The organism is Neobacillus sp. DZ-9 (genome assembly GCF_059587065.1).
In genome coordinates this window covers 130,396-152,775 of the sequence record NZ_JCAIOL010000003.1, presented here as the reverse complement: position 1 = coordinate 152,775, position 22,380 = coordinate 130,396, and the positions used below count along the sequence as shown (strand labels likewise).

At 34.7% G+C, this 22,380-nt stretch carries 28 protein-coding genes and 1 pseudogene; 17 read left to right on the top strand and 12 right to left on the bottom strand.

Annotated elements, in window-relative coordinates; translation table 11 throughout:
• Positions 1 to 163 precede the first annotated feature (163 nt).
• Positions 164 to 1,108 carry an EamA family transporter gene (locus AC59HZ_RS09170; RefSeq protein WP_496545503.1) on the bottom strand — a complete coding sequence of 315 codons (945 nt, stop codon included), beginning with the start codon at positions 1,106 to 1,108 and terminating at the stop codon, positions 164 to 166.
• Positions 1,109 to 1,227: 119 nt separating this feature from the next.
• Here AC59HZ_RS09170 and AC59HZ_RS09165 point away from each other — a divergent pair, with 119 nt between their 5' ends.
• Positions 1,228 to 2,127, top strand: a complete 900-nt coding sequence (locus tag AC59HZ_RS09165) for an AraC family transcriptional regulator (RefSeq protein ID WP_496545502.1) — start codon at positions 1,228 to 1,230, stop codon at positions 2,125 to 2,127.
• 81 nt (positions 2,128 to 2,208) lie between these two features.
• Positions 2,209 to 3,012 (top strand): metallophosphoesterase, encoded by an 804-nt coding sequence (locus AC59HZ_RS09160; RefSeq protein WP_496545501.1) that lies wholly within the window; start codon positions 2,209 to 2,211, stop codon positions 3,010 to 3,012.
• Positions 3,013 to 3,053: 41 nt separating this feature from the next.
• Here the strand turns inward: AC59HZ_RS09160 and AC59HZ_RS09155 are convergent, their stop codons facing one another.
• Positions 3,054 to 3,551: a hypothetical protein gene (locus AC59HZ_RS09155; protein WP_496546021.1), complete on the bottom strand. Its 498-nt coding sequence runs from the start codon at positions 3,549 to 3,551 to the stop codon at positions 3,054 to 3,056.
• 296 nt (positions 3,552 to 3,847) lie between these two features.
• Between AC59HZ_RS09155 and AC59HZ_RS09150 the strand changes: the two genes are divergently transcribed.
• The 5 genes and pseudogenes from AC59HZ_RS09150 to AC59HZ_RS09130 form a co-directional block, all read left to right on the top strand.
• The gene (locus tag AC59HZ_RS09150; protein WP_496545500.1) at positions 3,848 to 4,597 is read left to right on the top strand and encodes a diguanylate cyclase domain-containing protein; all 750 of its coding nucleotides are present in this window, start codon (positions 3,848 to 3,850) and stop codon (positions 4,595 to 4,597) included.
• A gap of 171 nt (positions 4,598 to 4,768) precedes the next feature.
• Positions 4,769 to 4,966 (top strand): hypothetical protein, encoded by a 198-nt coding sequence (locus tag AC59HZ_RS09145; protein WP_496545499.1) that lies wholly within the window; start codon positions 4,769 to 4,771, stop codon positions 4,964 to 4,966.
• Between the two features lie 506 nt (positions 4,967 to 5,472).
• Positions 5,473 to 6,297: a sugar nucleotide-binding protein gene (locus tag AC59HZ_RS09140; RefSeq protein ID WP_496545498.1), complete on the top strand. Its 825-nt coding sequence runs from the start codon at positions 5,473 to 5,475 to the stop codon at positions 6,295 to 6,297.
• 217 nt (positions 6,298 to 6,514) lie between these two features.
• Positions 6,515 to 6,712 (top strand): aspartyl-phosphate phosphatase Spo0E family protein, encoded by a 198-nt coding sequence (locus AC59HZ_RS09135; protein ID WP_496545497.1) that lies wholly within the window; start codon positions 6,515 to 6,517, stop codon positions 6,710 to 6,712.
• Between the two features lie 163 nt (positions 6,713 to 6,875).
• Positions 6,876 to 7,610, top strand: a pseudogene (locus AC59HZ_RS09130) (AraC family transcriptional regulator); the annotation flags it as partial.
• Positions 7,611 to 7,710: 100 nt separating this feature from the next.
• On the opposite strand, the gene AC59HZ_RS09125 reads toward AC59HZ_RS09130, so the two are convergent.
• Entirely contained in the window at positions 7,711 to 7,995 is a 285-nt protein-coding gene (locus AC59HZ_RS09125) for a hypothetical protein (protein ID WP_496545496.1), read from the bottom strand.
• A gap of 519 nt (positions 7,996 to 8,514) precedes the next feature.
• Here AC59HZ_RS09125 and AC59HZ_RS09120 point away from each other — a divergent pair.
• The gene (locus tag AC59HZ_RS09120; RefSeq protein WP_496545495.1) at positions 8,515 to 8,718 is read left to right on the top strand and encodes a hypothetical protein; all 204 of its coding nucleotides are present in this window, start codon (positions 8,515 to 8,517) and stop codon (positions 8,716 to 8,718) included.
• Between the two features lie 375 nt (positions 8,719 to 9,093).
• Here the strand turns inward: AC59HZ_RS09120 and AC59HZ_RS09115 are convergent, their stop codons facing one another.
• On the bottom strand, positions 9,094 to 9,528 hold the full coding sequence (locus tag AC59HZ_RS09115; RefSeq protein WP_496545494.1) for a S1 domain-containing RNA-binding protein: 435 nt from the start codon (positions 9,526 to 9,528) through the stop codon (positions 9,094 to 9,096).
• A gap of 223 nt (positions 9,529 to 9,751) precedes the next feature.
• A complete protein-coding gene (locus AC59HZ_RS09110; protein ID WP_496545493.1) occupies positions 9,752 to 10,216 on the bottom strand; it encodes a low molecular weight protein-tyrosine-phosphatase in 465 nt (154 codons plus the stop codon).
• 734 nt (positions 10,217 to 10,950) lie between these two features.
• On the opposite strand from AC59HZ_RS09110, the gene AC59HZ_RS09105 reads away from it, so the two are divergent.
• Positions 10,951 to 11,487, top strand: a complete 537-nt coding sequence (locus AC59HZ_RS09105) for an RDD family protein (RefSeq protein ID WP_496545492.1) — start codon at positions 10,951 to 10,953, stop codon at positions 11,485 to 11,487.
• Positions 11,488 to 11,555: 68 nt separating this feature from the next.
• Here the strand turns inward: AC59HZ_RS09105 and AC59HZ_RS09100 are convergent, their stop codons facing one another.
• The 4 genes from AC59HZ_RS09100 to AC59HZ_RS09085 all read right to left on the bottom strand — a co-directional run bounded on the left by AC59HZ_RS09100 (position 11,556) and on the right by AC59HZ_RS09085 (position 15,738).
• A complete protein-coding gene (locus tag AC59HZ_RS09100) occupies positions 11,556 to 12,053 on the bottom strand; it encodes a phosphatase PAP2 family protein (protein WP_496545491.1) in 498 nt (165 codons plus the stop codon).
• A 2-nt stretch (positions 12,054 to 12,055) separates the two neighbouring features.
• On the bottom strand, positions 12,056 to 12,844 hold the full coding sequence (locus AC59HZ_RS09095; RefSeq protein WP_496545490.1) for an alpha/beta fold hydrolase: 789 nt from the start codon (positions 12,842 to 12,844) through the stop codon (positions 12,056 to 12,058).
• A gap of 301 nt (positions 12,845 to 13,145) precedes the next feature.
• Positions 13,146 to 14,039 carry a DMT family transporter gene (locus AC59HZ_RS09090; RefSeq protein ID WP_496545489.1) on the bottom strand — a complete coding sequence of 298 codons (894 nt, stop codon included), beginning with the start codon at positions 14,037 to 14,039 and terminating at the stop codon, positions 13,146 to 13,148.
• Between the two features lie 286 nt (positions 14,040 to 14,325).
• A complete protein-coding gene (locus AC59HZ_RS09085) occupies positions 14,326 to 15,738 on the bottom strand; it encodes an aminotransferase-like domain-containing protein (protein WP_496545488.1) in 1,413 nt (470 codons plus the stop codon).
• Positions 15,739 to 15,995: 257 nt separating this feature from the next.
• On the opposite strand from AC59HZ_RS09085, the gene azlC reads away from it, so the two are divergent.
• The 3 genes from azlC to AC59HZ_RS09070 are packed head-to-tail and all read left to right on the top strand — an operon-like array spanning position 15,996 to position 17,526.
• Positions 15,996 to 16,709 carry an azaleucine resistance protein AzlC gene (gene azlC / locus AC59HZ_RS09080; protein ID WP_496545487.1) on the top strand — a complete coding sequence of 238 codons (714 nt, stop codon included), beginning with the start codon at positions 15,996 to 15,998 and terminating at the stop codon, positions 16,707 to 16,709.
• Complete coding sequence (locus AC59HZ_RS09075; RefSeq protein ID WP_496545486.1) at positions 16,706 to 17,038, top strand: branched-chain amino acid transporter permease; 333 nt, start codon at positions 16,706 to 16,708, stop codon at positions 17,036 to 17,038. The genes azlC and AC59HZ_RS09075 overlap by 4 nt, the downstream gene beginning before the upstream one ends.
• Complete coding sequence (locus AC59HZ_RS09070) at positions 16,963 to 17,526, top strand: PaaI family thioesterase (protein WP_496545485.1); 564 nt, start codon at positions 16,963 to 16,965, stop codon at positions 17,524 to 17,526. The genes AC59HZ_RS09075 and AC59HZ_RS09070 overlap by 76 nt, the downstream gene beginning before the upstream one ends.
• Before the next feature lie 22 nt (positions 17,527 to 17,548).
• Here AC59HZ_RS09070 and AC59HZ_RS09065 read toward each other — a convergent pair whose 3' ends face one another.
• Positions 17,549 to 17,929 (bottom strand): CBO0543 family protein, encoded by a 381-nt coding sequence (locus AC59HZ_RS09065; protein ID WP_496546020.1) that lies wholly within the window; start codon positions 17,927 to 17,929, stop codon positions 17,549 to 17,551.
• 288 nt (positions 17,930 to 18,217) lie between these two features.
• Here AC59HZ_RS09065 and AC59HZ_RS09060 point away from each other — a divergent pair, with 288 nt between their 5' ends.
• From AC59HZ_RS09060 to AC59HZ_RS09040, 5 genes are all read left to right on the top strand, one after another.
• Positions 18,218 to 18,745 (top strand): dihydrofolate reductase family protein, encoded by a 528-nt coding sequence (locus AC59HZ_RS09060; protein WP_496545484.1) that lies wholly within the window; start codon positions 18,218 to 18,220, stop codon positions 18,743 to 18,745.
• Between the two features lie 165 nt (positions 18,746 to 18,910).
• Complete coding sequence (locus AC59HZ_RS09055; protein ID WP_496545483.1) at positions 18,911 to 19,036, top strand: hypothetical protein; 126 nt, start codon at positions 18,911 to 18,913, stop codon at positions 19,034 to 19,036.
• A 122-nt stretch (positions 19,037 to 19,158) separates the two neighbouring features.
• On the top strand, positions 19,159 to 19,644 hold the full coding sequence (locus AC59HZ_RS09050; RefSeq protein ID WP_496545482.1) for a GNAT family N-acetyltransferase: 486 nt from the start codon (positions 19,159 to 19,161) through the stop codon (positions 19,642 to 19,644).
• Positions 19,645 to 19,659: 15 nt separating this feature from the next.
• Complete coding sequence (locus AC59HZ_RS09045) at positions 19,660 to 20,061, top strand: gamma-glutamylcyclotransferase family protein (RefSeq protein WP_496545481.1); 402 nt, start codon at positions 19,660 to 19,662, stop codon at positions 20,059 to 20,061.
• An 82-nt stretch (positions 20,062 to 20,143) separates the two neighbouring features.
• A complete protein-coding gene (locus tag AC59HZ_RS09040; RefSeq protein WP_496545480.1) occupies positions 20,144 to 20,269 on the top strand; it encodes a hypothetical protein in 126 nt (41 codons plus the stop codon).
• A gap of 12 nt (positions 20,270 to 20,281) precedes the next feature.
• On the opposite strand, the gene AC59HZ_RS09035 is transcribed toward AC59HZ_RS09040, so the two are convergent.
• Together AC59HZ_RS09035 and AC59HZ_RS09030 are read right to left on the bottom strand one after the other, a co-directional pair.
• Positions 20,282 to 20,866 carry a YhcN/YlaJ family sporulation lipoprotein gene (locus AC59HZ_RS09035; protein WP_496545479.1) on the bottom strand — a complete coding sequence of 195 codons (585 nt, stop codon included), beginning with the start codon at positions 20,864 to 20,866 and terminating at the stop codon, positions 20,282 to 20,284.
• A gap of 78 nt (positions 20,867 to 20,944) precedes the next feature.
• A complete protein-coding gene (locus tag AC59HZ_RS09030) occupies positions 20,945 to 22,372 on the bottom strand; it encodes a Na+/H+ antiporter NhaC family protein (protein WP_496545478.1) in 1,428 nt (475 codons plus the stop codon).
• Between the last annotated feature and the right edge of the window lie 8 nt (positions 22,373 to 22,380).

Below are 22,380 nucleotides of genomic sequence, written 5' to 3'. Positions count from 1 at the left end.
AAAAGAACACTAAGATTTTACTTACTGTTCCTTAAATTACAACAAAGAGAAAATAAAGCTCTTCCTAACATATGTAATTTATTTACCAATATAACTGAGAAAGCACGATTTAAAGAAAAAGACTTTTGTTAGCCAACGTGGGAGTTTTATAAAGCCCCTCTAATCAACTAACTCTGAGAGGCTCTTCATTTTTAGGAGGCTTGCTAGCTTTTGAAGAGGACTCCTTATTCAAAGCCAACAAAAATATCATACCAATAATACAAGCTGTACCAACCCATTGGAAAGAACCAAAGGGTTCTTTTAACCAAAAGACCGTTGTTAAAACGGCAGCTAGTGGCTCTATACTGCCTAGAAGACTTGATTCTTTCGGCGGCAGACTTTGTAAGCTTTCTATAAAGAACCAAAATGCAATCATAGTACCAAATACAATAATAAAGGTTAAATACCAATAAGCTTTTAGCGTTAAACTTGAAAAGTCCATTTGCCAAGGGGGATGGATAAAACTTAATGCTAAACCACCGATAATCATAGCCCATCCGACAATGACAAGTGAATCGTATTGCTTCAATAATGGAACAGCATATAGAGTATAGAATGCTAAAGCTATTCCAGATAAAACACCCCAAACGATGGCAAGTGTTGGCACAGATAACTGAGAGATGGAGCCGTTTGTTAATAAGAAAAAACAACCAATTAAAGCCAGCGATACAGTCAGCAAATCTCTTCGTGTTAGAACCGCTTGTTTCCGGAAAATTAAGTATACAATAATCATAACAGGTGCTAAATACTGTAATAGCGTTGCAACTGCAGCATTCCCATTTTTAATGGAAGCCATATATGTGTATTGAACCGCAAGCATACCCAGTAACCCGAATATAATCAATTGAATAGCTATCCTTCGAGTTTTCCAAACATCAAGTATCTGGGAACGGTCTTTTCCGAAATATTGAACCGTTAAGAGTAAAAAACCAGCTATGAGCAATCGGATCGTAACCAGCCAATCCACATCGATTTGATACTGTTGAAAAAGCTTTTTGGCAACTGTGCCACCGATTCCCCAAAATACTGCTCCCGTTATGACAAGAAATATTCCCTTACGTCTATTCATGATTGATTCTCCACCTTTAAATATAAAAATAGTGTTATAATATTTTCAATAATAAGTGGAAAACCTCTGAAATAATACTCAAATCGAATGAAAAAATATAAGTATATTGAGGCGGTAAAATGCAAATTAAAGATTTTATGGTTGACCAAAGTTTAAAAGAATTAACTGAACATCGTACAGTTGTGCTGCCGATTGCCTGTTATGAAACAACGATTAACCAAAATGTAAATGGATATATACCGCTTCATTGGCATGATGAATTTCAGTTTGTTCTCGTTGTAAAAGGAGAAGCCATTTTTCAAATCAATGAAGAAAAAATTACAGTTCGGGAAGGAAAGGGTCTTTTTATTAATAGCGGCTGCCTGCACATGGCAAAAGATAAGAATGATTCGGGCTGTGTCTATATTTGTTTAAATGTTTCTCCAAATTTCGTTTTATCACAAGACCTTTTTACAACCTATGTAAACCCTTATATCCAGGCGACTAATATACCTTATATACTCTTAGCTCCAAAGGAGCTTTGGGCGACTAATATTTTGGATTCTATTTTGAAAATCAATCAGTTGATAAAACAAATTCCACCGTACTATGAAATCGATATCAGTTTACAATTGACATTAATTTGGAAGAACCTAATAATTAATGGAATTCAATTACAGTACGAACAGACGGAAGTGGTAAAGAGTCATCGAATGAAGCAAATGTTAAATTGGATACACCTGAATTTCGCTGAGAAAATCCTTTTAGACGATATTGCACGAGCTGGACAATTAAGCCGGTCAGAGTCCTGTCGATACTTCAAACGAATTTTAAAGACAACACCTCTGAATTACGTAACCGATTATCGAATTCAAAAAAGCTTAATTTTATTGCAACAACCAGAATCCAATGTCACTGATGTTGCCTATCAAGTAGGATTTAACAGCACTAGCTATTTCATTGATAAATTCCGAAAGTCGATGAACATGACACCATTAGCATATAAAAAACATAAAAATTCCAGTTCACTTGTGAAGTAGTGCAAAGGTAACAATAGTGGTAAAAAATTGGGTGTCATGAGTCTTGAGAGGGGAAAAAAGATTTGAGTAGGAGGGGATTGAATGAGAATTGCGATTTTGTCCGATATTCATGAAGGTTTAAATCGTAGAAATACAAAGTCTGATATTATTGCAACGTTAAAAAAATGGATCGCAGTCCATTCACCGGAAGTGTTTATTATTAGCGGCGATATGACTGCTGGACCTGAAAAAAGTCTTGCCATACTAAATCAACTACAAAGTGAATACCCACAAACAAAGATTTTATTTGTGCATGGAAACCACGATATATATCATAAAGATTCTGAATTAGTATACCAAACACTACTTGAGTTTCAAGGTAACCTTGGAAATGGTCCAGTCGAATTAGATGAAAAATGGGTTATTATAGGTGATGGTGGCTGGTATGATTATACCTTTGGAATAGAAGGATATACCAATGAACAATTCCAAACTGGTACTTTTAATGACTTTACGTGGCCAGATAAAACAAATGCTCATTGGACTGGGAATGATTATGAAGTGACTGAACGATATATTACAAGAATAGATAACTGGTTAAGTGAATATCGCGGAAGAAATATCATTATGGTCACACATTTCGTTCCCTGCTCAAAGTTTATATTATGTAAGAACGATTCGAGTTGGGACTTTTTCAATGCGATGATGGGCAGTTCACGGATGGGTGAATTGGCTATGAAATATGGAGTTAAAAAATATATTTTTGGTCATATTCATACCAGATACCATGATAAATATAAAGGAATTGAAATGATATGCAACCCATTAGGCTACTATCCACAGGAATGGACCTTCAAATCTGTGGAGGAGGAAATATTCTCGTGCATCAAAGTAATTACAATTTGAAAGGTTCTTTTATACAAATTATGATCCCAAACATGAATTTTCTATAATAACCTCAAACACAAAACTATAATTCTATATGGTGTGGTTTGGGCGGGGATACTTTTTGTGGATGGTCCATAGATAACAATGAGATCTCGATTCGCAGGGTTACTTGTAAAGGATTGCCCATTTGTTAAAACCATTTGAGTGTATGGAGATATATTTAATCGTAATCGCCCATCACTACTCTCCAACTGACTATTAAAAAAATCTACTTTTACATTCTGATATGGACTATCTTTTACCATGACAAGTGTTTGATACTGTGGAGGGTAAATAAGAGGAGCAGGTGCATTTCCGTCATAATAGCCAGTCACACGATCTCCTGCTTTCACCATTACATGGTCTACAAAGTAAGTGCTCGGTGACACCACGAAATTTACTATTGCTCCCATTCCGTTTGTGACAGATATTAATTTATTGCAGCCTCCTTCACCATTTTGCCCCATAAGATCAGTAATCATGGTGACGGTCCCTTGAAAAGAATAAAATTTTGTCATCATTAAACCTCCTATGCTTATTCATAAATTTGAATGTTCCAAATGTCCCCCTCCAAAGCACATGAACATACTTTGTGTAACATATGTAGGTTAATACCTAGTTGACTGTGTGTATGCCTATAAAAGATAAGAAAATGTTCTGTTGATAGTTTTAGATCAGAAGCTTTAAGTAAGGCGGCTTTTTTTATCTCACTTAAGAGAGCCAATATGTGAGCTATTACCAGTAAACTATAATTGAAGTAGTAAGTGAGATTTAGTAATCTGTTAAAAGGATTATAAAATTGGGGATGTCTTATTTGGAAACAGGAAGAAATAAATATATAAAATGGTCATATAAAATAATTTTTATCTTGATTGGCTTATTGTTAATAAAGATTGCTGAATATAACATATTATATCTAGTTATTCATTGGTTATGGAAAATACCCATGGGTGGAATGGAAGCGCTCATCGGCACCATTATTACTACCATTCTTTTTATGCCATTTCTCTTTATTGTTATGAAACAAAGAATCAGATTAGAGAAAGCGGAAGAAAAGTATAAAGCTTTATCCTATTTTGACCCATTGACTGGATTGTCAAATCGGAGATATTTTGAAGAAATATTAAGAGATTCATTGATTGATCTAAAAAGGGAAAGACAAACTGGCGTAGTCATTTTTCTTGATTTTGATGGATTTAAACATGTAAATGACAATTATGGGCATGAGATTGGTGATCTTTTATTAATGGAAATGGGGAAACGACAATTAAATTGCTTACGTAAAGAGGATACAGTTTCACGCTTTGCGGGAGATGAATTCCTGGTTTTTTTACCAAAAATTGATAAACCTTCAGCTATAAAGATTGTTAACAGGATCATTGAAGAGGTTAACAAACCTGCTAACATTAATAATATTCAGATTTACACTACAACAAGTATTGGTTTGGCTTTTTTCCCGGAACATGGAACAGATGCGATAACTTTAATTAGAAATGCAGATAAAGCCATGTATAAAGCTAAATTGCAAGGAAAAAACACTTATGAAATGTTTGAGTGGGAATGAGTAGGGAAACCATTTTCACTTGAAACTAACGTAATGTCAGCTGTTCACTACCGCCTTCGGGCGGTTTTTTCCATTCTTTGAATAAAGGTTTACAATTTCCACAGCTATTATTAATGGTATAATTCCATTTATAAAAAATAACACAAACAAAATTCATATTCGAGGTTATCAATGAAGGTATATACACTTAAAAGACAATTCAATGGATATAAAAAAGGAACACAATTTTACCTGATTACTGAATCAGAATTTATTGGGGTAAAAGAGTTTGTATTGAGAACGAAAGATTTATCAAATAGTATCTCGATCAATGAAAGTGAACTTCTTAAGAATTTTATTTTCATAAAGGAGATCTTCTATATCGAATGATTGGCACCAAATACAAAGTAAGTAGGAGGAATATAATGAATGGGTGTTCCTTTAAAATTTAACCAATATTTTGCAATTTAGTGTAATGCCTCTGACGGGATTCGAACCCGCACTCCTTTCGTAAGCATAGGCTCAGGGCAACACGCTTCCCTACGGAATTTCACCAGCAGGAATTTCACCTGCTTCAGCTTATTTGCTTTTCGGTGCTTCTGAAACCTGTGCCTTGCGACCCGGTGGCTACAATTGTTTTCCGGCGCTCTTCCCTTCTAGAGCTACAGAGGCATTTTATAAAATTATATGCTGTAGGATTATGATGAATCAATATTTTTTAGCTTGCATTATGGCGGCCTTTTCTTTTTCGACTAAACGAATGCAGGTTAGCATAAGAAGGAGATTATCAAACCATTGTGGAATAATACTTCTGAATATTATTAAAATTCATCTTAATGAAACGGGTGCCAGAGTTAAATATGCCGATTAAAAAGTTTGTTGAAGGGAGAATTAGGATGCAAAAGATACTTATTCTTGGTGCAAGCGGGCTTGTAGGAAGAGCTTTAATTGATGAATTGAAAGATGATTTTGACCTGTTTGGAACATATTCTTCTAAGTTAACAAGTCTTCCTAATGATAAGCAGTTCCAATTAGATGTTCAGCAGCGCGATAAACTAAAAGAAATTACATATTCAATTAAACCCGATATAGTGATTTCTTGCCTTAGAGGTGAGTTTGATCGGCAACTTGAGTTTCATAGAGAATTGGCTCAGGATTTGCAAAATACAAGTATCCGTGTTTATTACCTTTCTACCACAAATGTATTTGATGGTGACTTTTCAAGGTCCCATACAGAAATAGATAAACCTATTGCTGAGTCAGATTATGGGAACTTCAAAATTAAATGTGAAAATATACTAAAAGAAACATTGGATGAGCGAGTTAAAATCATTCGAATTCCAGCGATATGGGGTAAGGATTCACCAAGATGGAACTTAATTAAAGAAAGCCTTAAAAATGATAAAGAGATAGATGTGTATAGCAATCTGGTTTGTAACAATCTTTTGGATGTTTTGTTAGCCAAACAACTACGATTTATTATTGAAAAAAATTTAAAAGGGATTTTTCACTTAGGATCAACAGATTTGATGACTCATGGGGAATTTTTTGAACAGATTATTAGTAAACTCACAAATAATAAAAACATATTACGATATAGCTTATATCAGGATACAGTAGAAACTCGTTATTTTAGCTTAACATCAGATCGTAATGATATCCCAAGCTCTCTACAATGTACGAATCAAGATATTATTTCTTACCTGCTGGGAAATGGGTAGTAAGATATTAATCTAATTGTTACAAGGATTGAAGATCCAGCTGCCATTTTGAAAACAAGATTTATTTATTTGTGGATAAGAGGGAACTTTTTCTGGTGAAACTTACTACATTATTTTTTAAAAATCCTTCCAAAAATACTATTTATTTGAATATTAATACTTTATAATAAATTTTGTCGGTTTAATTCAAATACTGTGTAGGAGACTTATAAGTAGTATGAATTTAGATGAACCTGATTTTTTACTATTAAATTGTATAGATAGAATGAAGAGAAAAATGATTGAATCAGCAAAATATAATGGTTTAAAAAGTGAAGAGACAATAAAATGTAGTCAGGATCTTGATATATTAATAAATCAACATATGAAGTATTCATCGCATAAAGACATAAATTCCCTTATTAATGCTTCATGACAATTTTAAATATTAGTCAGGGGTTCCTTGACTTTCAAGTATTTGAGTTGAAGATTGAGCTGCGGCAGCAGCTCTTTTTCTTTTTGATTCAATAACGGGAGGTTATTTGAAGAGTGATGTTTAATATTTATTCAATAGATGAATTGGAGCAGTATAATAATTTATTAATAAAGACGAGGAATGGTGTAGAATGAATATTTCTAGAAAAATTGAGGTTGAAAAGTTACAAAGCGAAAAGAGTGAGTTGTTTGACAAATACGTACTCAACATATTGAATGGTCAGGCTATGTATGAAGAGTTTAAAGATAAAAAACTAATGGGAGATTCTGATTACGTTCCATTTAATGAAGCAATGTGTGTAAATGTAACAACTAAACATGTTTTTGATATAGAATTTATAAAAACACGAGCATCGGGACATCATGAGTCAGTAGAAAATTATATCAAAAAGGTTATTGATCCATTAGAAAATCTTTTTAATAAAGAGTATAAATGTATCGTTTTATGGTTTGGTGAAGACATGTTTTGTCAAATGAACCTACTTACGATACTTTCCTATCTTGAACAGTCCGGGTATGATGGCAAAGTGATCTTAAATAGCTTCAGAGAGGATGAATTTAAAGTAAGTCAAACTGAACTTAAATTAGGTAACTATTATTCTGTTTACAAGGAAGTATTGGTAAACCATCGAAAACCATCAAATGAACTACTTCCAGTAATGTATCAGGCAATAGATATATATTTAGAAATGCTGAAAGAAAATAATGCCGTAGTAAAGTATATTTCCAAAAATAAAGATTTGCCAACATCAGAATTAATTAAAAGGTTATTTGATCTTTTCCCAACAATAGGATATGGAGATTCACAATATATAGAGCTTATTAATAAAACTAGATGAAAAGCCAGTCTGCCCCGACTGGTTTTTCATTTAGAATATAGTGCATTTAGGGGGGAAGTAGGAACAAGAATGAGAACAGAATAGAAGCTTACCATACTATTTATGTATCGCTTCTTCCGCTCCTAAATGATAATAAACCTGTTTTTAATGACGCGTAAGAACCTATAGCAGCATATCCATAGAACCACCCCATAAAAATACCTGCTACTAGATGATGTCTATGACTTATAAAAATTGAAATAATTAATCCTAAAATAAGAGCAATAGTTGGTACAAACTTTTTTGGAACCTTCAGAATCACTTTTAGTATTTCAGTAAAAATCATTATTAACGGGACTGCAATTACAGCATCCCAAAAATTAGTATGTATCGTGGGGAAATCCATTTGGAACACACCCTTTTTACATACATTATGTCCTTATTATAAAAAAATAATAATGAGCACAATACTGTTGCTAAAGAAAAGCAAGTAACTTTTATGCAACTTGCCATCGCATGGATTCTTTCTTGCCAGCTACTTTTCTTTACAATGAAAAACTCCTCTAAAAAATATTCGCAATACAAAAGTCATTTTTATTAATATTTTTGTGGTTTAATCAAAAGGTTGTAATTTTTTTATTTACCGAGTAAGAATCTTAATAGAATTAGTTTAAATGTTACCTATTCTTTTAATGAAATCTCAAATCTATATGTTAAGCTAATGCAAAGTCAATTTTCCAGGAGATATTTTTTATTGAAAAGTCAATCATGAAAATATGGTATTTCCTTCCACGGCATCTTTAGCTTTTCTTGCAAACACAAGGAGCTATAAATGCGATAGCTTCCTTGAAATGATAAAAGAAGATACTTTATGGGAGCTTGGTCCACATAATAGGAGCACTATATGTAAAAAGGAGGTCTTTTTTTGAAACTAAAATTACAGGCAATGTTTCTTGTCATAACGATGCTTTTCTCTGTTCCTTCTATCTGTTTTGCAGACGCTTCAGAAGGAGATGTCATTGTTACTTTAGGAGAAAATCTAACAGCACAACAAAAAAATGAAATGTTATCAGAGTTAGAAGTACCGGAAAACGTACCAGTAATTACCGATGATCTTGCTTTTATTTGATGTTCACTATGGAAAAACACTCTCATTTACTAAAAAAGCCTCTAACGTGGTATTTGTATTTTTTACATACAAATTTACTAAAGTTTATAAAAATAAAGAGACCCCAAAAAGTAACAAGAAAATAGCTTGGGCTCTTTATGGTGTCTCTGTAATTGGAATAATAATATTGAATGTAGTATTATCTTGAAATTCTCTTAAGTAGTAACCCCTCTTAGAAGAATTTTCGTTTTTAAGAAAAGTTCTGTTAAACTTTGATGTTGTTTTTTTAATCTTTTAATGACCTAAGGCGATAAAAGATACATTAAAGAAGGCAAGCCAGTTTATTAAAAAGGCTTACCTTTATTTATATTATGAAGTTATAAAAATCGCAGTACGTTATCCACGTCTCCCGCCTCTACCGCCTTGCTTTGCTCCAGTGTTACGTTTGAGAGTAGACAAATTCTCTTCACTAGTCTTTAAAAAACGAGCCATTTTATCTTCAAAATTTTCCTTGGGTTTGAAATTGCCTTTTGAACGACTATCAAATCCTCCCTGGCGTGGAGGGCGTTTTGAAAAAGAAGAGGTTTGTCCTTCGGGTCTATCAATAGCTTTTTTGATGGACAAGGCAATTTTTCCATCTTTCTCACTAATCACTTTTACTTCAATCAGGTCGCCTACTTTGAGATGGTCATTAACGTCTTTTACATAGCTATCTGCAACCTCACTGATATGCACAAGACCTGTTGAGCCTCCCGGTAATTCTACGAAAGCTCCGAAATTAGTGATACCTGTGACTTTACCTTGTACCTTACTTCCTACTTCGACTGACATAAATATTATTTTCCTCCTCAATATTGTTAATAACACTTTATTATAACAAATTATTGAGTGAATTAATATCAACTGGAGTTATTTTCCTACCACAACAATATTCGGCTCGAAGCCAGTGTTGTGTTGGAATTTTTGTTAAGTAACCGGATTTTACAATTTCAAAAATTTAGTTCAGTGAAATAGAAATTTTTTTGTTCGTCGGATAAATTTGGATGCCTTGTTGCTATAAGTTTTTTTCGCTGCGTATTTTATTGAGTAATACTCTGCAGCCAGCTGATATAAGACGATAGGTTTCAGCAAAATCACCTGTAAAAAATGGATCGGGGATATCTTTCCTGTATTTGGTCAGGTCGAGCAGCCTAATGATCTTTGGATGATTAGGCTTTCCGGTTATCCTGTAAATATTTTTTATGTTGCTTTCGTCCATACCGATAATATAGTCGAATCTCCGAAAGTCTTCTTTCTTTAGTCGGCGTCCAACAAGACCGTTAGAAGAGATATTGTATTTCTTCAGAATATCAAGAGTTCCTTCGTGCGGAGGGAAGCCGATTTGCCATGAACTGGTTGCAGCGGAATCAACTGCGATTTTGTTAGTCAAATTTTCTTTTTTGACTAAGTGGCGAAACAGAGCTTCAGCCATCGGTGAACGGCAAATATTCCCAAAGCATACAAATAAAACGTTGATCATGTACTTAACCCCTTTTAATTTATCTTTTTTTCCATTTTAATAGTCTTTTTTGAAATGAATTATGTATTTTCAAAATAGTGGATTGGACAGGTGTGTTGTTTTGCACACCTCCATCCGTTACTGGGGGCTTATAAGATTAAGCTACTCCAGTGATGATAAGAAATAAACATACAATGATTAGAGCAAAATCAGCTCAGTAAGCACCATCTGCCATGTACAGTGTCTTCTTTTCATTCGTATTCACAAAGTATGAACAAAACAGAAATATGGAACGGCGCTAGTGATAATTTTAGAGACTGTTTCCCAAAAAATCCTTGTGATTTGTCTTTATTTATTTAGTGGTAAAATAACTATTTTTTGTGAAACAGATAAATTGTGAAGAAGTTCACTTAAGCTAAAAGGTGCAAGAATTAAAAGAGTTGAAAATCAGGGCTTCATTATGGCAGCCTTTTTTTCTTGTTTTGCTAACGGGGCAGTTGAGTTCAAAAAGGAATTATCAATTTCAACATTGAATATTAAGGGAGGGGGAATGTGTATGGAGAAAGATTTCCCTTAAGGAGTACTTTCACTAACACTAAAATAAGAATTTAGAAATGATCTTTAACAATCAGCCGCCATTCTTTCAAAAAGAAGGGGTTTTTTTATTAGGTCAAATTATTGCATATAATCCTTCATATCCAAATAGTCTTAAATGAAACTACTGCCCAGGAATATGAAGATAGGGGGTGTATTCAATGGAGGAACGACATGAAAAATTAAAAAGCGTATCACTCGGCACGCGAATCATCGCTTTTTTATGGGACTACGTTATAATTTTGGGTTACCTCTTGCTACTTTTTATACTATCTTTTTTTGCAAGACCGTTGCTGATTCCGTTGTTTACAGCAAATTCTTTGTCAGCGGAAATTACCGGATTTCTATTAATTACACTACCTGTTTATCTTTATTTTTCCATAAGTGAAGGCGGGAAATTTCATGCGACATGGGGAAAACGAAAAATGGGGATTTTGGTAATGGACGTCCATGGTCGATCAATCGGTCTGAAGCGCTCGCTTTTCCGTTCTGCACTTAAATTTGCCCCATGGGAGCTGGCGCATTTTACGATTTGGCACATTGTCTTACCTTCTAATTACCCTGATTACTTGATTAATTTATTATTGATAACGGTGTACGGACTTGTATTCATTAATTTGTTAAGCCCCATGTTGAACAAAAATAAACAGACTGTTTATGACACTATCGCAGGAACGGTTGTTAAGTACAAAAACTAATGGATCATAATTTATTGAACCACTGAATTTTGAATAGCATACGATACCCATATAAATTTGATGTCGCTCTATTTTCTTTTTGAAATTTGTAATAATTTATGAATAATCGTACTTGTAAAAGAACCTAAAACTGCACTTCCTGCAATATCAGAGGGATAATGGTGTCCTACCCAAATTCGTGACAATCCCGTTAAAACCGAGAAACCCAACAAAATGGTTCCAACGGTGCGTTGATAAAAGAGGACTACTGTTGAAACGGCAAAAGTTAGTAAAGTATGTTTACTAGGAAAGGAAGAATCGACTCTAGAGGGAGTAAGTATTCGGACTCTCCTGTCTGTAATTGGACGTGGCTTATAATAAAATAACTTAGTTATAAAATGCAAGAATAATGTAATGACGATAGTCACTACTGCTTCATTAAATACATTCCTTTTTCTAAAAAGCAGAGTCACTAAAATAAAAAAGAAAACAAATTTGATCTTGTAGGAAATAAGTATCATTAATTTATCGATAACCAAATAACGTCCGGAAAGTAAATTTATTACACGAAATAGTTTGACATCCAAGCTTATTCACCCCATTTCCTAGAATGTTTCTCAATAAATTGATAAATAACTTTATTCAATTCACCTGCTGCTTTTGTTGGGAGCTGATGTTTAATGCCTTCAACAAATGTTATTTCGTTTTGAGGAAGTTTACTATGTAATTGTTGTGCATAACGAAAAAATGGTTTATCCTTTTCGCCATATATGAGTGAAATAGGATTATTGATTTTTTCAAGTTGATTCGAACTGTTATAGTCTAAACTGTAATCATAGTATTGCAAGATATTCCGTGCATCTCCTTTTTTAGCTTCAAGTAAAATCTTCTCAAATAACTCTTCTGTATCTGAATTGCTTTTTGATATTGACCAAGCCAAAGCAGGCAATGCCCCAATCCTTATAAGTTTTTTTGCAAGAATTATTCTGTTTTTTAGACGCCAGTCACTAACTTCAGACATTCCACTAATAATGATTCCACCTAAAATATGTCCTGTTAATGTTGATAACAAAAATTCCAATAGGATAGATGCCCCTGCTGAATAGCCACATAAAAATGCTTGTTTAATTTCCAGATGGTTCATTAGTTTTTTTATATCCTCTACGATGAGTGGAAAAGTAACGGGTTTGATTGAAAAAGGGCTCCTTCCATGGCCACGTATATCAAAGGTAATAACCTGGAAATAACTAGATAGTTCTTCTATCTGATATATGAAGTTTGTGGAAGTTAGAACAGGAGGATGAATAAAAATGATAGGAATTCCTTTGCCTTTAACAGAGTAATATAGGCTACTCTCATCAACTTCGAGGATTGGCATAATATCACCTCAATTAATAAAAACATGCACTCATTTATTATTTGACATTTTTGTTGAATCATACAAAAATAAACAATTGTATCGGATTGGTAATCGAGAAATAGATGTTTAGGTGGAGGTAACAGCAATTTGTGGCTGTTACCTTTTTTATATAAAGGATTTGATAAGTGTACAATTGACATCTTAAAAAATAAGACTACAGGAGTACGGGGGATTCGATTATAAAATAAAGAAGAAAAAAAATGACAGGAATGAATTTAACGAAATAAATTACACCCTGTCATTTTTTATTACAATTACGTTATTTAGCTGTTTTTTTCATTAATGGTTTTGAAAATTTCATTGATTGATTTTCGCTGACAAATGTGGAACCTAAAAGCAATGCCCCGCCAAACATTTGAATGATAGTCATTTGTTCTTGTAAGATTACCCCTGAAATCAGTATTGCTACAAATGGATCTACATAGCTTAGCATAGCAATACTTTGGCCCTTTAACTTTTGCATACCCGAGAAAAATAACCAAAATCCAAGACCAGTGTTTATAATCCCTAACAGTATGATAAAGGGAATGGATGATCTTGATACTTCTAAGATACCGAATCCCTCCGTAAAAAGCACATATGGCAAGAGAAGTAAAGCCGTTGTTCCAAGTTGGATGATAGTAATCTCTAACTTGGCTATGTTTTGAATAAATTTATTCAATAACATTAATGCAGCGTAAAATGCAGCTGCAACTAACCCAAAAAAGATCCCGAGTAGATCACTTTTTCCAGATGCACTTATGCCATTTCCAACAATCAATAACATACCTAATATCGATACACCAATACAAACAATCTTTTTGATAGGTAATCGTTCATTAAGGATAATTGGTGAGAGAATCATGACAAACACTGGCGCAAAGTAATAGGCTAATGTTGCGTTAGTGACTGTTGTATAATCGTAGGATTGATACAGGAAAATCCAATTCCCTCCTAATGCAATACCAGAAAGAAATAAGACGGAAGCATTAGCTTTCACTAATTTCCACGGAATGGATTTTTTCATCACAAAAAATACGAACATTAAAAATAGGCATCCGATTGAACTACTTAGTAAAGCTGTTTCACTCGAAGATAAATCAATGTATCTTACAACTAAACCAATTGTACCGAAAATAATCATTGATAATATAAACTGAATGTTAGATTTCATCGTCTACTCCTTCGAATCTACGAAACAGCTTATATTTCGCAGATTCTTAATCTGTTTTTAATATAAGCTTATTCAATGCTGATTCAACAGCTGGAGTATACGGTGGTGGCGGTGAAGTTGAAAATGGCTTCCAATTGTATGAATTTGTATTTGCTAATGGCATAATAATCCCCCTATTTCTATTAGCATATTGATATAATCAATTATACTAAATAATTGTTTAGTGAACTAACTTAATGCAAGAGTTTTAGTTCCAGCTGCTATCTTTTGTTCTAAATATATCGGTTCAGCTAGAAACTGAGGATTCATTTTTTGTGAGATACTGTTTTAATATTTTTAATCCCATTTTTAACTCATCTAAAGAGTTTGTAGAAGAAAGGGCAATACGCAAATACTTATCAACGGTGGTCTGTCCGCTCAAAAAACGATCAGAATGAAAAACTCGAATACCATAACTCTTCAATTCCGTTTCCAAATGTAACGTATCGTTATACCCCTGAATTGGAAGCCAACGATAAAAACTAAGTGGATGTCCAACATTCTTTTCTAAAGGAAAATATTCCGAATAAATATCATTCACAGACTGTGCCAGCTGTTTCTTTTCAGCAACAATTTCATGAGCTTTCCCTGTCAAAATGAGTTCTGTGATCACCTCTGCATCTAAAGAAGAAGTTTTCACATTGATGTTAAAGATCGCACGCAAAATTTTCTCACGTAAGGCATCCCCATATACCATATAGGCGACTCTTAATCCTGAACAAATGGACTTAGAGGTACCACAAATATATACCGTCTGTTCTGGAAGTATATTGAACATTGGTTGCTGGTAATCGGAAATAATACCTGCTGTCAGAAACGCATGTATATCATCCTCTATCAAAATTAATCGATGCTTACGGATGACCTCAGCTAGTTCATGCTTTCGAAACTCTGGAATCCTAACGGTGGTAGGATTACTGCAAGAGGGCATTAGGAAAATCCCATGAATATTTATTTGGCAACACTGCTTTTCTAGTTCGCCTGGTAACATCCCAAACTGGTCTCCAAGAATGGGGACTAATTGAATATGATACATTTTTGCCAAATCGATAAAATTCGAAAAAGTGTAAATATCGGTTGCAATTCTATTACCAGGCTCAAACATAGCAGTCAAGGCAATAGCCAATGCATTTTGGGTACCAGAGACAATGGCTGTGTGCTCTTGGTCAGTGTGGATACCAAAAGATTCCATCCAGTTTAGAGCTGCAGTTTTTTGATGTGGAATGCCAGTTGGATCGTTGTAATTCAGAAGCTGTTCCAAATATTTTTTCTCCACAACATTTGGGATAATGTCTTTTACAATAGAATTGGTTTGCTCAAAGGATGCCACGAATCCAAGCTCAATGAGGTTGGCTGTTTTATCCTTGGAAATGGTTATGGGACGGGCGGCATTAGGAGCTACGAAGGTTCCACTTCCCGTAATGGCATAAATTAATCCCTTTACCTCACATATTTTGTAGGCACGGGTAATAGTAGTGAAATTTATGTCAAGAAAATCTGCTAACTCTCGTTGAGGAGGTAACTTTGTCCCGGGTGCTAAATAGCCATTTAATATATCCTGTTCAAGTAATGATGCAATAGATTTATAATAAGGACGTTTTAAGGCTTTCTTATCAGGTTTCCAAGACATTGGATAATTTTCAAATGAATTAACTGGCATACTACACCTCTAATATCATATTCCATACAATCATATCATTTTTTGTATGGAATTCTAATGTTGAAATGATAGGATGGTGTTTTTAAAATGACTTTGCGTTAATTGAAAAGAAAACATCTATCTGTGCCCCCATTTTTATAAAATGAGGGGATTTTTTCTTTATTAAGATAATTGTAATACATACAATTATCTTGTTTTTTGTATGGAATTTGTATGTTAAATTAAAGAAAATTTAGACATCTAGGATGTGAATTAGGATGAAAAAAAGAAATCAATTATGGAGTGCATTCCGTGTAGCTTTTCCGTACACAGTCCCCATTTTAGCAGGATTTGTTTTCTTAGGAATTGCATATGGAATTTATATGAATTCATTAGGTTTCAGTGCAATTTATCCAATTTTAATGAGTTTCACAATATTTGCAGGTTCAATGGAGTTTGTTGCAGCAAATTTTTTAATTGGAGCATTCAATCCGATTAACGCTCTTTTTCTAACTTTGATGGTAAATGCACGACATTTGTTTTATGGCATTTCAATGCTTAACAAGTATGGTGGAGTGGGGAAGAAAAAGTGGTATATGATTTTTGGACTTTGCGACGAATCTTTTGCGATCAATAATACGATTAATGTACCGAAGAATGTCGATAAAGGCTGGGTTATGTTTTTTGTTACCCTGCTTAATCATTTCTATTGGGTATTAGGTGCAACGCTAGGCGGCATTTTTGGTTCTTTTATCAAGTTCAATACAAAAGGGCTCGATTTTGTCATGACTTCTCTTTTTGTGGTTATCTTTATTGAACAATGGACGAAGGAAGAAAAACATATAAGCTCACTTGTAGGTCTGGGAGCTTCAATTGTCTGTCTAATTATTTTTGGAGGAAATTCTTTTCTTATCCCTGCTATGATAGCAATTTTAGGGCTCCTAACCCTGTCTAGAAAGTCATTGGAGAAAGTTGAGGCTAAAGCGGTATGACGATGAATGTAATTCAGCAGATTATTATGGTTGCCATGGTCGTTCTAGGCACAATGCTTACAAGGTTTCTTCCATTCATCGTTTTCCCATCAGGTAAACCCACACCGAATTATATACAGTATCTCGGAAAAGTGCTGCCATCGGCGGTCATCGGGCTTTTGGTCATTTATTGTTCTAAGGATGTAAGTTTACTATCTAGAAGTCATGGTATTCCTGAATTTATAGGAGTAGCGGTAGTTGCACTGCTTCATTTATGGAAGAAACAGATGCTTCTTTCAATAGCAGGGGGAACAATTGTCTACATGATTTTGGTTCAAATGATTTTTTAATCAAATGGAAAACATTCAAGGAGTGGGTAATTGTGAAGAATAAAATTGATGAGTATCAAATTTATGAAAAACACTACGAACAAATTTATAAGCAAGTTAAAAACGATCCGTATGCTGAGTCTTTAGGCATCCAGTTAACAAAATTTGAAGCAGGTTTTTCAGAAGCAATGCTAGATGTTCAAAGCCATATGGTAAATGCATATGGAACGGTTCACGGAGCAGTTATTTATGCTTTAGCCGACCATGCATTTTCGGTAGCCTGTAATGCGTATGGAAAAACCTCGGTAGGACTCTCGACCACCATCCAGTTTATCGAAGCAGCTAAACCTGGAGACAAGATAGTAGCCCGCGCAACGGAAATTAAACGAAACTATCGTACCGGATTCTATCGAATCGATATTTATCATGAAAAAAATCTAATAGCAACCATGGAAGCAGTGTCATATCGTAAGGACCATTATTTTATCAATCTTGATGAGCAAGTTTGAGTATAAATAAAGGGAGCCATTCTTAAAATTTGGATGCACGACGGTGCAGCCATTCAGTCAATTTATAATTTCCAAGCAGCATTAGAAGTAATACCGGATAGCTCAAAGCCGAGTGCCACAGTTTCCATTTTGTATAGTAAAAAAATCCAGATTTTAGTGCAGCAACTTCATATACAAGACAAAATGCCGTCCAGCCAATTATGTACCCACACTTGTAAAATTTTGTTTTTTTGAAAGGATAGTAATTTAAAAAGATAGTATTTACAGGCGGGTATAGGAAAATGGGAAGGAAACCAGTCCATTGATTACCTGGTCCGATATAGCCGAACAGGTTTAATTTCAAATCTAATATCATATTTGAAAAATTCTCAAGCACAAGTGAAAATAACGTAGTGGTCCAGATTTGCAGCCATGGTATACGTTTAGGTATCAGGATTGCAATTGTGTAAAATATTATGAGCGATGAAATTAGGAGAAGTATATTTAATCCTCCTTTCTCATGGTTAGTTGTTCAATACCATTTTCAACAATCTGTACAATTGTGCGTCAGTAACATAACTTATTAATTTACATTCTGATACTTAAAAGTCTTTACAATTTTGCATGTATTCATCCTTTTTATATAATGACAAGTTTTGTCGAATTAAAGGATACTAATTTTATTATTTGAAACAAAGGAATGGAGATTTACATGAAAAAACAGCGTAACATTATTTTGTACATTGGTACTTCAATTGATGGCTATATTGCAAATGAGGATGGAACATTAGAATGGTTAGAAACAACTGAAGTAGAAGGAGATTCTGGCTACAATTCACTCCTTGAAAGAATTGACACTGTTGTTATGGGAAAAGGAACATATGATGTCATTCGTGGATTTGATATGGATTATCCTTATAGCGATTATAAAAATTATGTATTTTCTAAATCTGTTAGTGGATCAGATAAATATACAACCTTTATTGACGAAGATGTAAAAACTTTCATTAATAATATAAAACAAAAGCCTGGTAAAGATATATGGTTAATTGGTGGAGGAAATTTAGCTCGTGAATTTTTTAAAGAGAATTTAATTGATGAAATCCAACTAGCCATTGCACCAATTGTTTTAGGTAAAGGAATATCCCTTTATAACGGAGATGATATTACTCAAAAATACACGTTAACCAAAGTAGAAAAATTAGGTCAGCTTGCTATGCTTCATTATTTAAAAAAATAATTTTCATTAGCTTTCTCTATTTTAATAGGGGGAGATATTTTAATCTTTTCATTTAGATCATGTTTATTTGTATTTAGCATAGCAGTTCAAAAAGAAAGCAAACTAAATTCGTGGATCCCAATATCGGGCATCCAAGGGTAAAACAAAATTAAAGGGGGGTAAAAAATGGCGAAAAATAAGAATAAGCAATTTAAAAATAATAATGCTATGCCAAAAGCGGATGTAGAGTTTGCTGGAGAAAGTGGACTTGCAAAGAAAGCATTAACAGCACAAAAAAGCCAAAATAAGTAACCTATAAAATGGACGCTAATGGGGACAGTCAATCTGTCCCTATTATCCGGATCCATTGTTTTTCCTTGAACGCATTTACAGAATGGAAGAGTTAAAGATTACTAGGGGGGAAATCGTTAATTATGGGTATTGAAATTAGAATAGGAAATGAAGATGAAATTGTTATTGCCCATCAACTGATGAAGGAAGCCTTTGAGGAGTATCGCTATCTTGATGTTCCTTCTAGTGCAGTTAATGAACCGATTGATATTCTTAGAAAGTCATTTCAAAATGGTTCTGAGAGTTTCATTTTATGTTTTTTAGACGAGGTCCCTGTGGGCTCTTTAAGATATATTTTACAAGACGATTCAATATATTTTTCAAGGGTCTCGGTTCAGCCATTTGCGAGAAGGAAGGGCATTGCGAAATTGATGTTAAAGTGGCTTGAAAACTATGCAAAAAAACAAGGAAAAAATAAGGCAGAATGCAAGGTAAGGGCGGGCTTATCCCATAATGTTCGTTTTTATGAATGTATTGGTTATGTTATTACTAAAGAGGAACTAGTTAAAAATCCAAATGGCTTTGAAGTTAAAACAGTTATAATGGAGAAATCAAATCTTTTTTGTTAGAAGAGAGGGCTGAGGTTGGAGAAGCATTTGGTATTTGTTTATGGCACGTTAAGAAGGTATGAATGGAATCACCATCTCCTTAAAAATGCTGAATGTCTGGCAGATAATTGTTGGACACAAGGTACCCTATTTGATTCTGGGACTGGATATCCCTATTTAGTTCAGTCCGGCCACGACAGGGTAAATGGTGAACTTTATCAGGTGAATGACGATGAACTCCAGACCCTCGATCTGCTCGAAGAATACTACGGTCCGGGGAAAGACAATTATTATGAAAGAATTGTTCAATCAGTACATACCGAAATGGGAGACTATCAGGCTTTTGTATACGTTTTTCCTAAAGGTCGACTGCGGCCAAACACTGTGCAAATAGTAGAACGTGACTGGTGCGTTTATCGCCTGAAGAATTTGCGGTGAATTTCCTCTGAAAGGCAGATCTTTTCTAGCAATGGTCTGTGATTCATTGCCCAAGAGGCCAGAAAAAGAGGTTCCATGGTAAATGAAAAGATATTTCATTTCCCGAGAAGCCAGAAAAAGAGATTCAACGGTAAATGAAAAGGTGTTTCATTGCCCGCAAAGCCAAAATGAGAACTTCCATGATAAATCAAGTAAAACTGCCGAATAAAATTCGGCAGCTTTATCGAAAAACTCCATTAATCGTATTCGTAAAATCGTTCCAAACACCGTCTCTGTTTGTTCCGTTTCGTAAATCGTTTGTATAATTTGTCATTTGGCCGAAGAATGCAGTATCGTACGAAATATACACATTGTCTATGGAACGGTCAGCTGCATGTACTTGTCTTTCTATTTTTTTATCAAGTGGAGAAGCCGCTTTTTTATAATTCGTATTATCGCCAGATCCAACCTTCCGACCTCCCAGCTTGGTACGATCGATATTATTTGTTCTGGTATCTCTCGTACCCGCTGTACCATCATTGGTACCGATTGCATCAGTTCCTGTATTACCAGTATTATTTTTTAAACTGACCGCAACATAGGCATCATTATTTCGAAGGATGACATGAGCCTGGTCGACTTCTCTTAGGCCTTCCACATTATTACTAGCGCGTGCTGATACGCGCAAGTTTTGGTTGGAAACATTGTTTGCATTGTTTGTTCCTAGATTGTTTCTGTTGTTATTTAATGTTTTATCATTATTACAGCCGGTTACGCCTAAAAGGGCAGCCGCTAATACGATTGAAACTAAACTAATTTTCTTCAAGTAGCTCACTCCTTAAATTATCCTTTAATAATTAGTGTGAGCTATTCAGGGGGAACAATTCATGCATGGAGTTCATTTTCAAGAAATAAAGAAACCACAAACAAGATACAGGACAATTGCAATAATCCCACCCAAAGCAGATACCTTCAATTTATAACGCGCATAATCGACAAGCGGTAAATCGAGAATTGACGCTGTCGTTATCGTCGTATCGCCTAATGGGGATGCTAAAGCGCCAAATGCTCCACTGGCAAACACTGCACCGACGGTTAACGGAATGGAAGCATCGGTAGCCGAAGCCAAGGATATTCCTAATGGCATAAACAAGCCCCACGTTCCCCATGAGGAACCAATAAAATAACCTGTAATGGAACCAAGCAAAAAAATGGTTGCCGGAGTCAAAAAAGGTGGTAAAAAGGATCCTAATGTTGAACTTATAAAAGTTGAAAAACCAAGCTCATTGGCCGCGAGAGTCAGGGACCAGATCAAAACAAGCAAACTGATGGCCTCCATCATTTGATTGCCGCCATCATAAAAATGGTACAAAAGTTCATTTAAAGGAAGACGTCTTAAGATATAGAAAGCAAAGGATAACACTAGAGTAATAAATACGGCTAGAAGCATGACAAAGGTGGCATCAGCCTTTGAAAAGGCGTCGAAAACGGTTTTTGCCCCTTTGGCAGTGCCGTCTTTCCATAATAGAAACAAGGAAAGTCCTAAAAGTAAAAAGACTGGAAAAATCAAATTCCATGGCTGTGATTGGACTAGAGATAATTCTCTTTTAATGCCCATCCTATGAAATTCATGCTCTTCTTCCAACAGTTCCCGCTCATTATTTAAGCCTGAATCCTGTGATTTTCTAGAAGGTGACCAAAAAGTTTGAATGAGTCCAATGACAAGCAACGTAATCGCAAAAAAATCAAACAAAATACTCAGTAAAAAAATCTGATAAGCTGATTGACTGATGTGAAGTCCTCTTATGCTGCCCTCAACTAACGAAACCATAAATCCTACAAAGGCCGTCGCAACTGGTAAAAGCACGATAACGGATTCTGTGGAAATATCCATGGTCAGCCCTACTTTTTGCTTCGGGATGTTTATTTTTTTAGCAAGAGATTTGACGACTGGACCAATCATCATGATTCGAAACATTGGCATCATAAAGGTAAAAGGGAGGGTAAGCCAGATGAATCCGAGCAGGCCCCGTTCCGTTCTAATCTTTGTTCCCATCCATTCGGAAAAACCTTTAATCCCGCCGGAAATATTCATCATCCCTACGAGGCCGCCAAATAAATAAAGAAACCCGATAATTTTCATGTTCGTCTCATTAGACAAGGTTGTCACGATATAGGTGACGGCCTGATGGGCACCGCCTAAAAAATGGGCAGACACAAGGAAGGAACTAACAAGAAGGCCGACTACCAGACCAGGCAGGATGTTTTTTATCCAAATAGACATGCCAATGACAATCAGAAACGGTATCAAGGAAAACCAAGTATGTTCCAAATCTACTT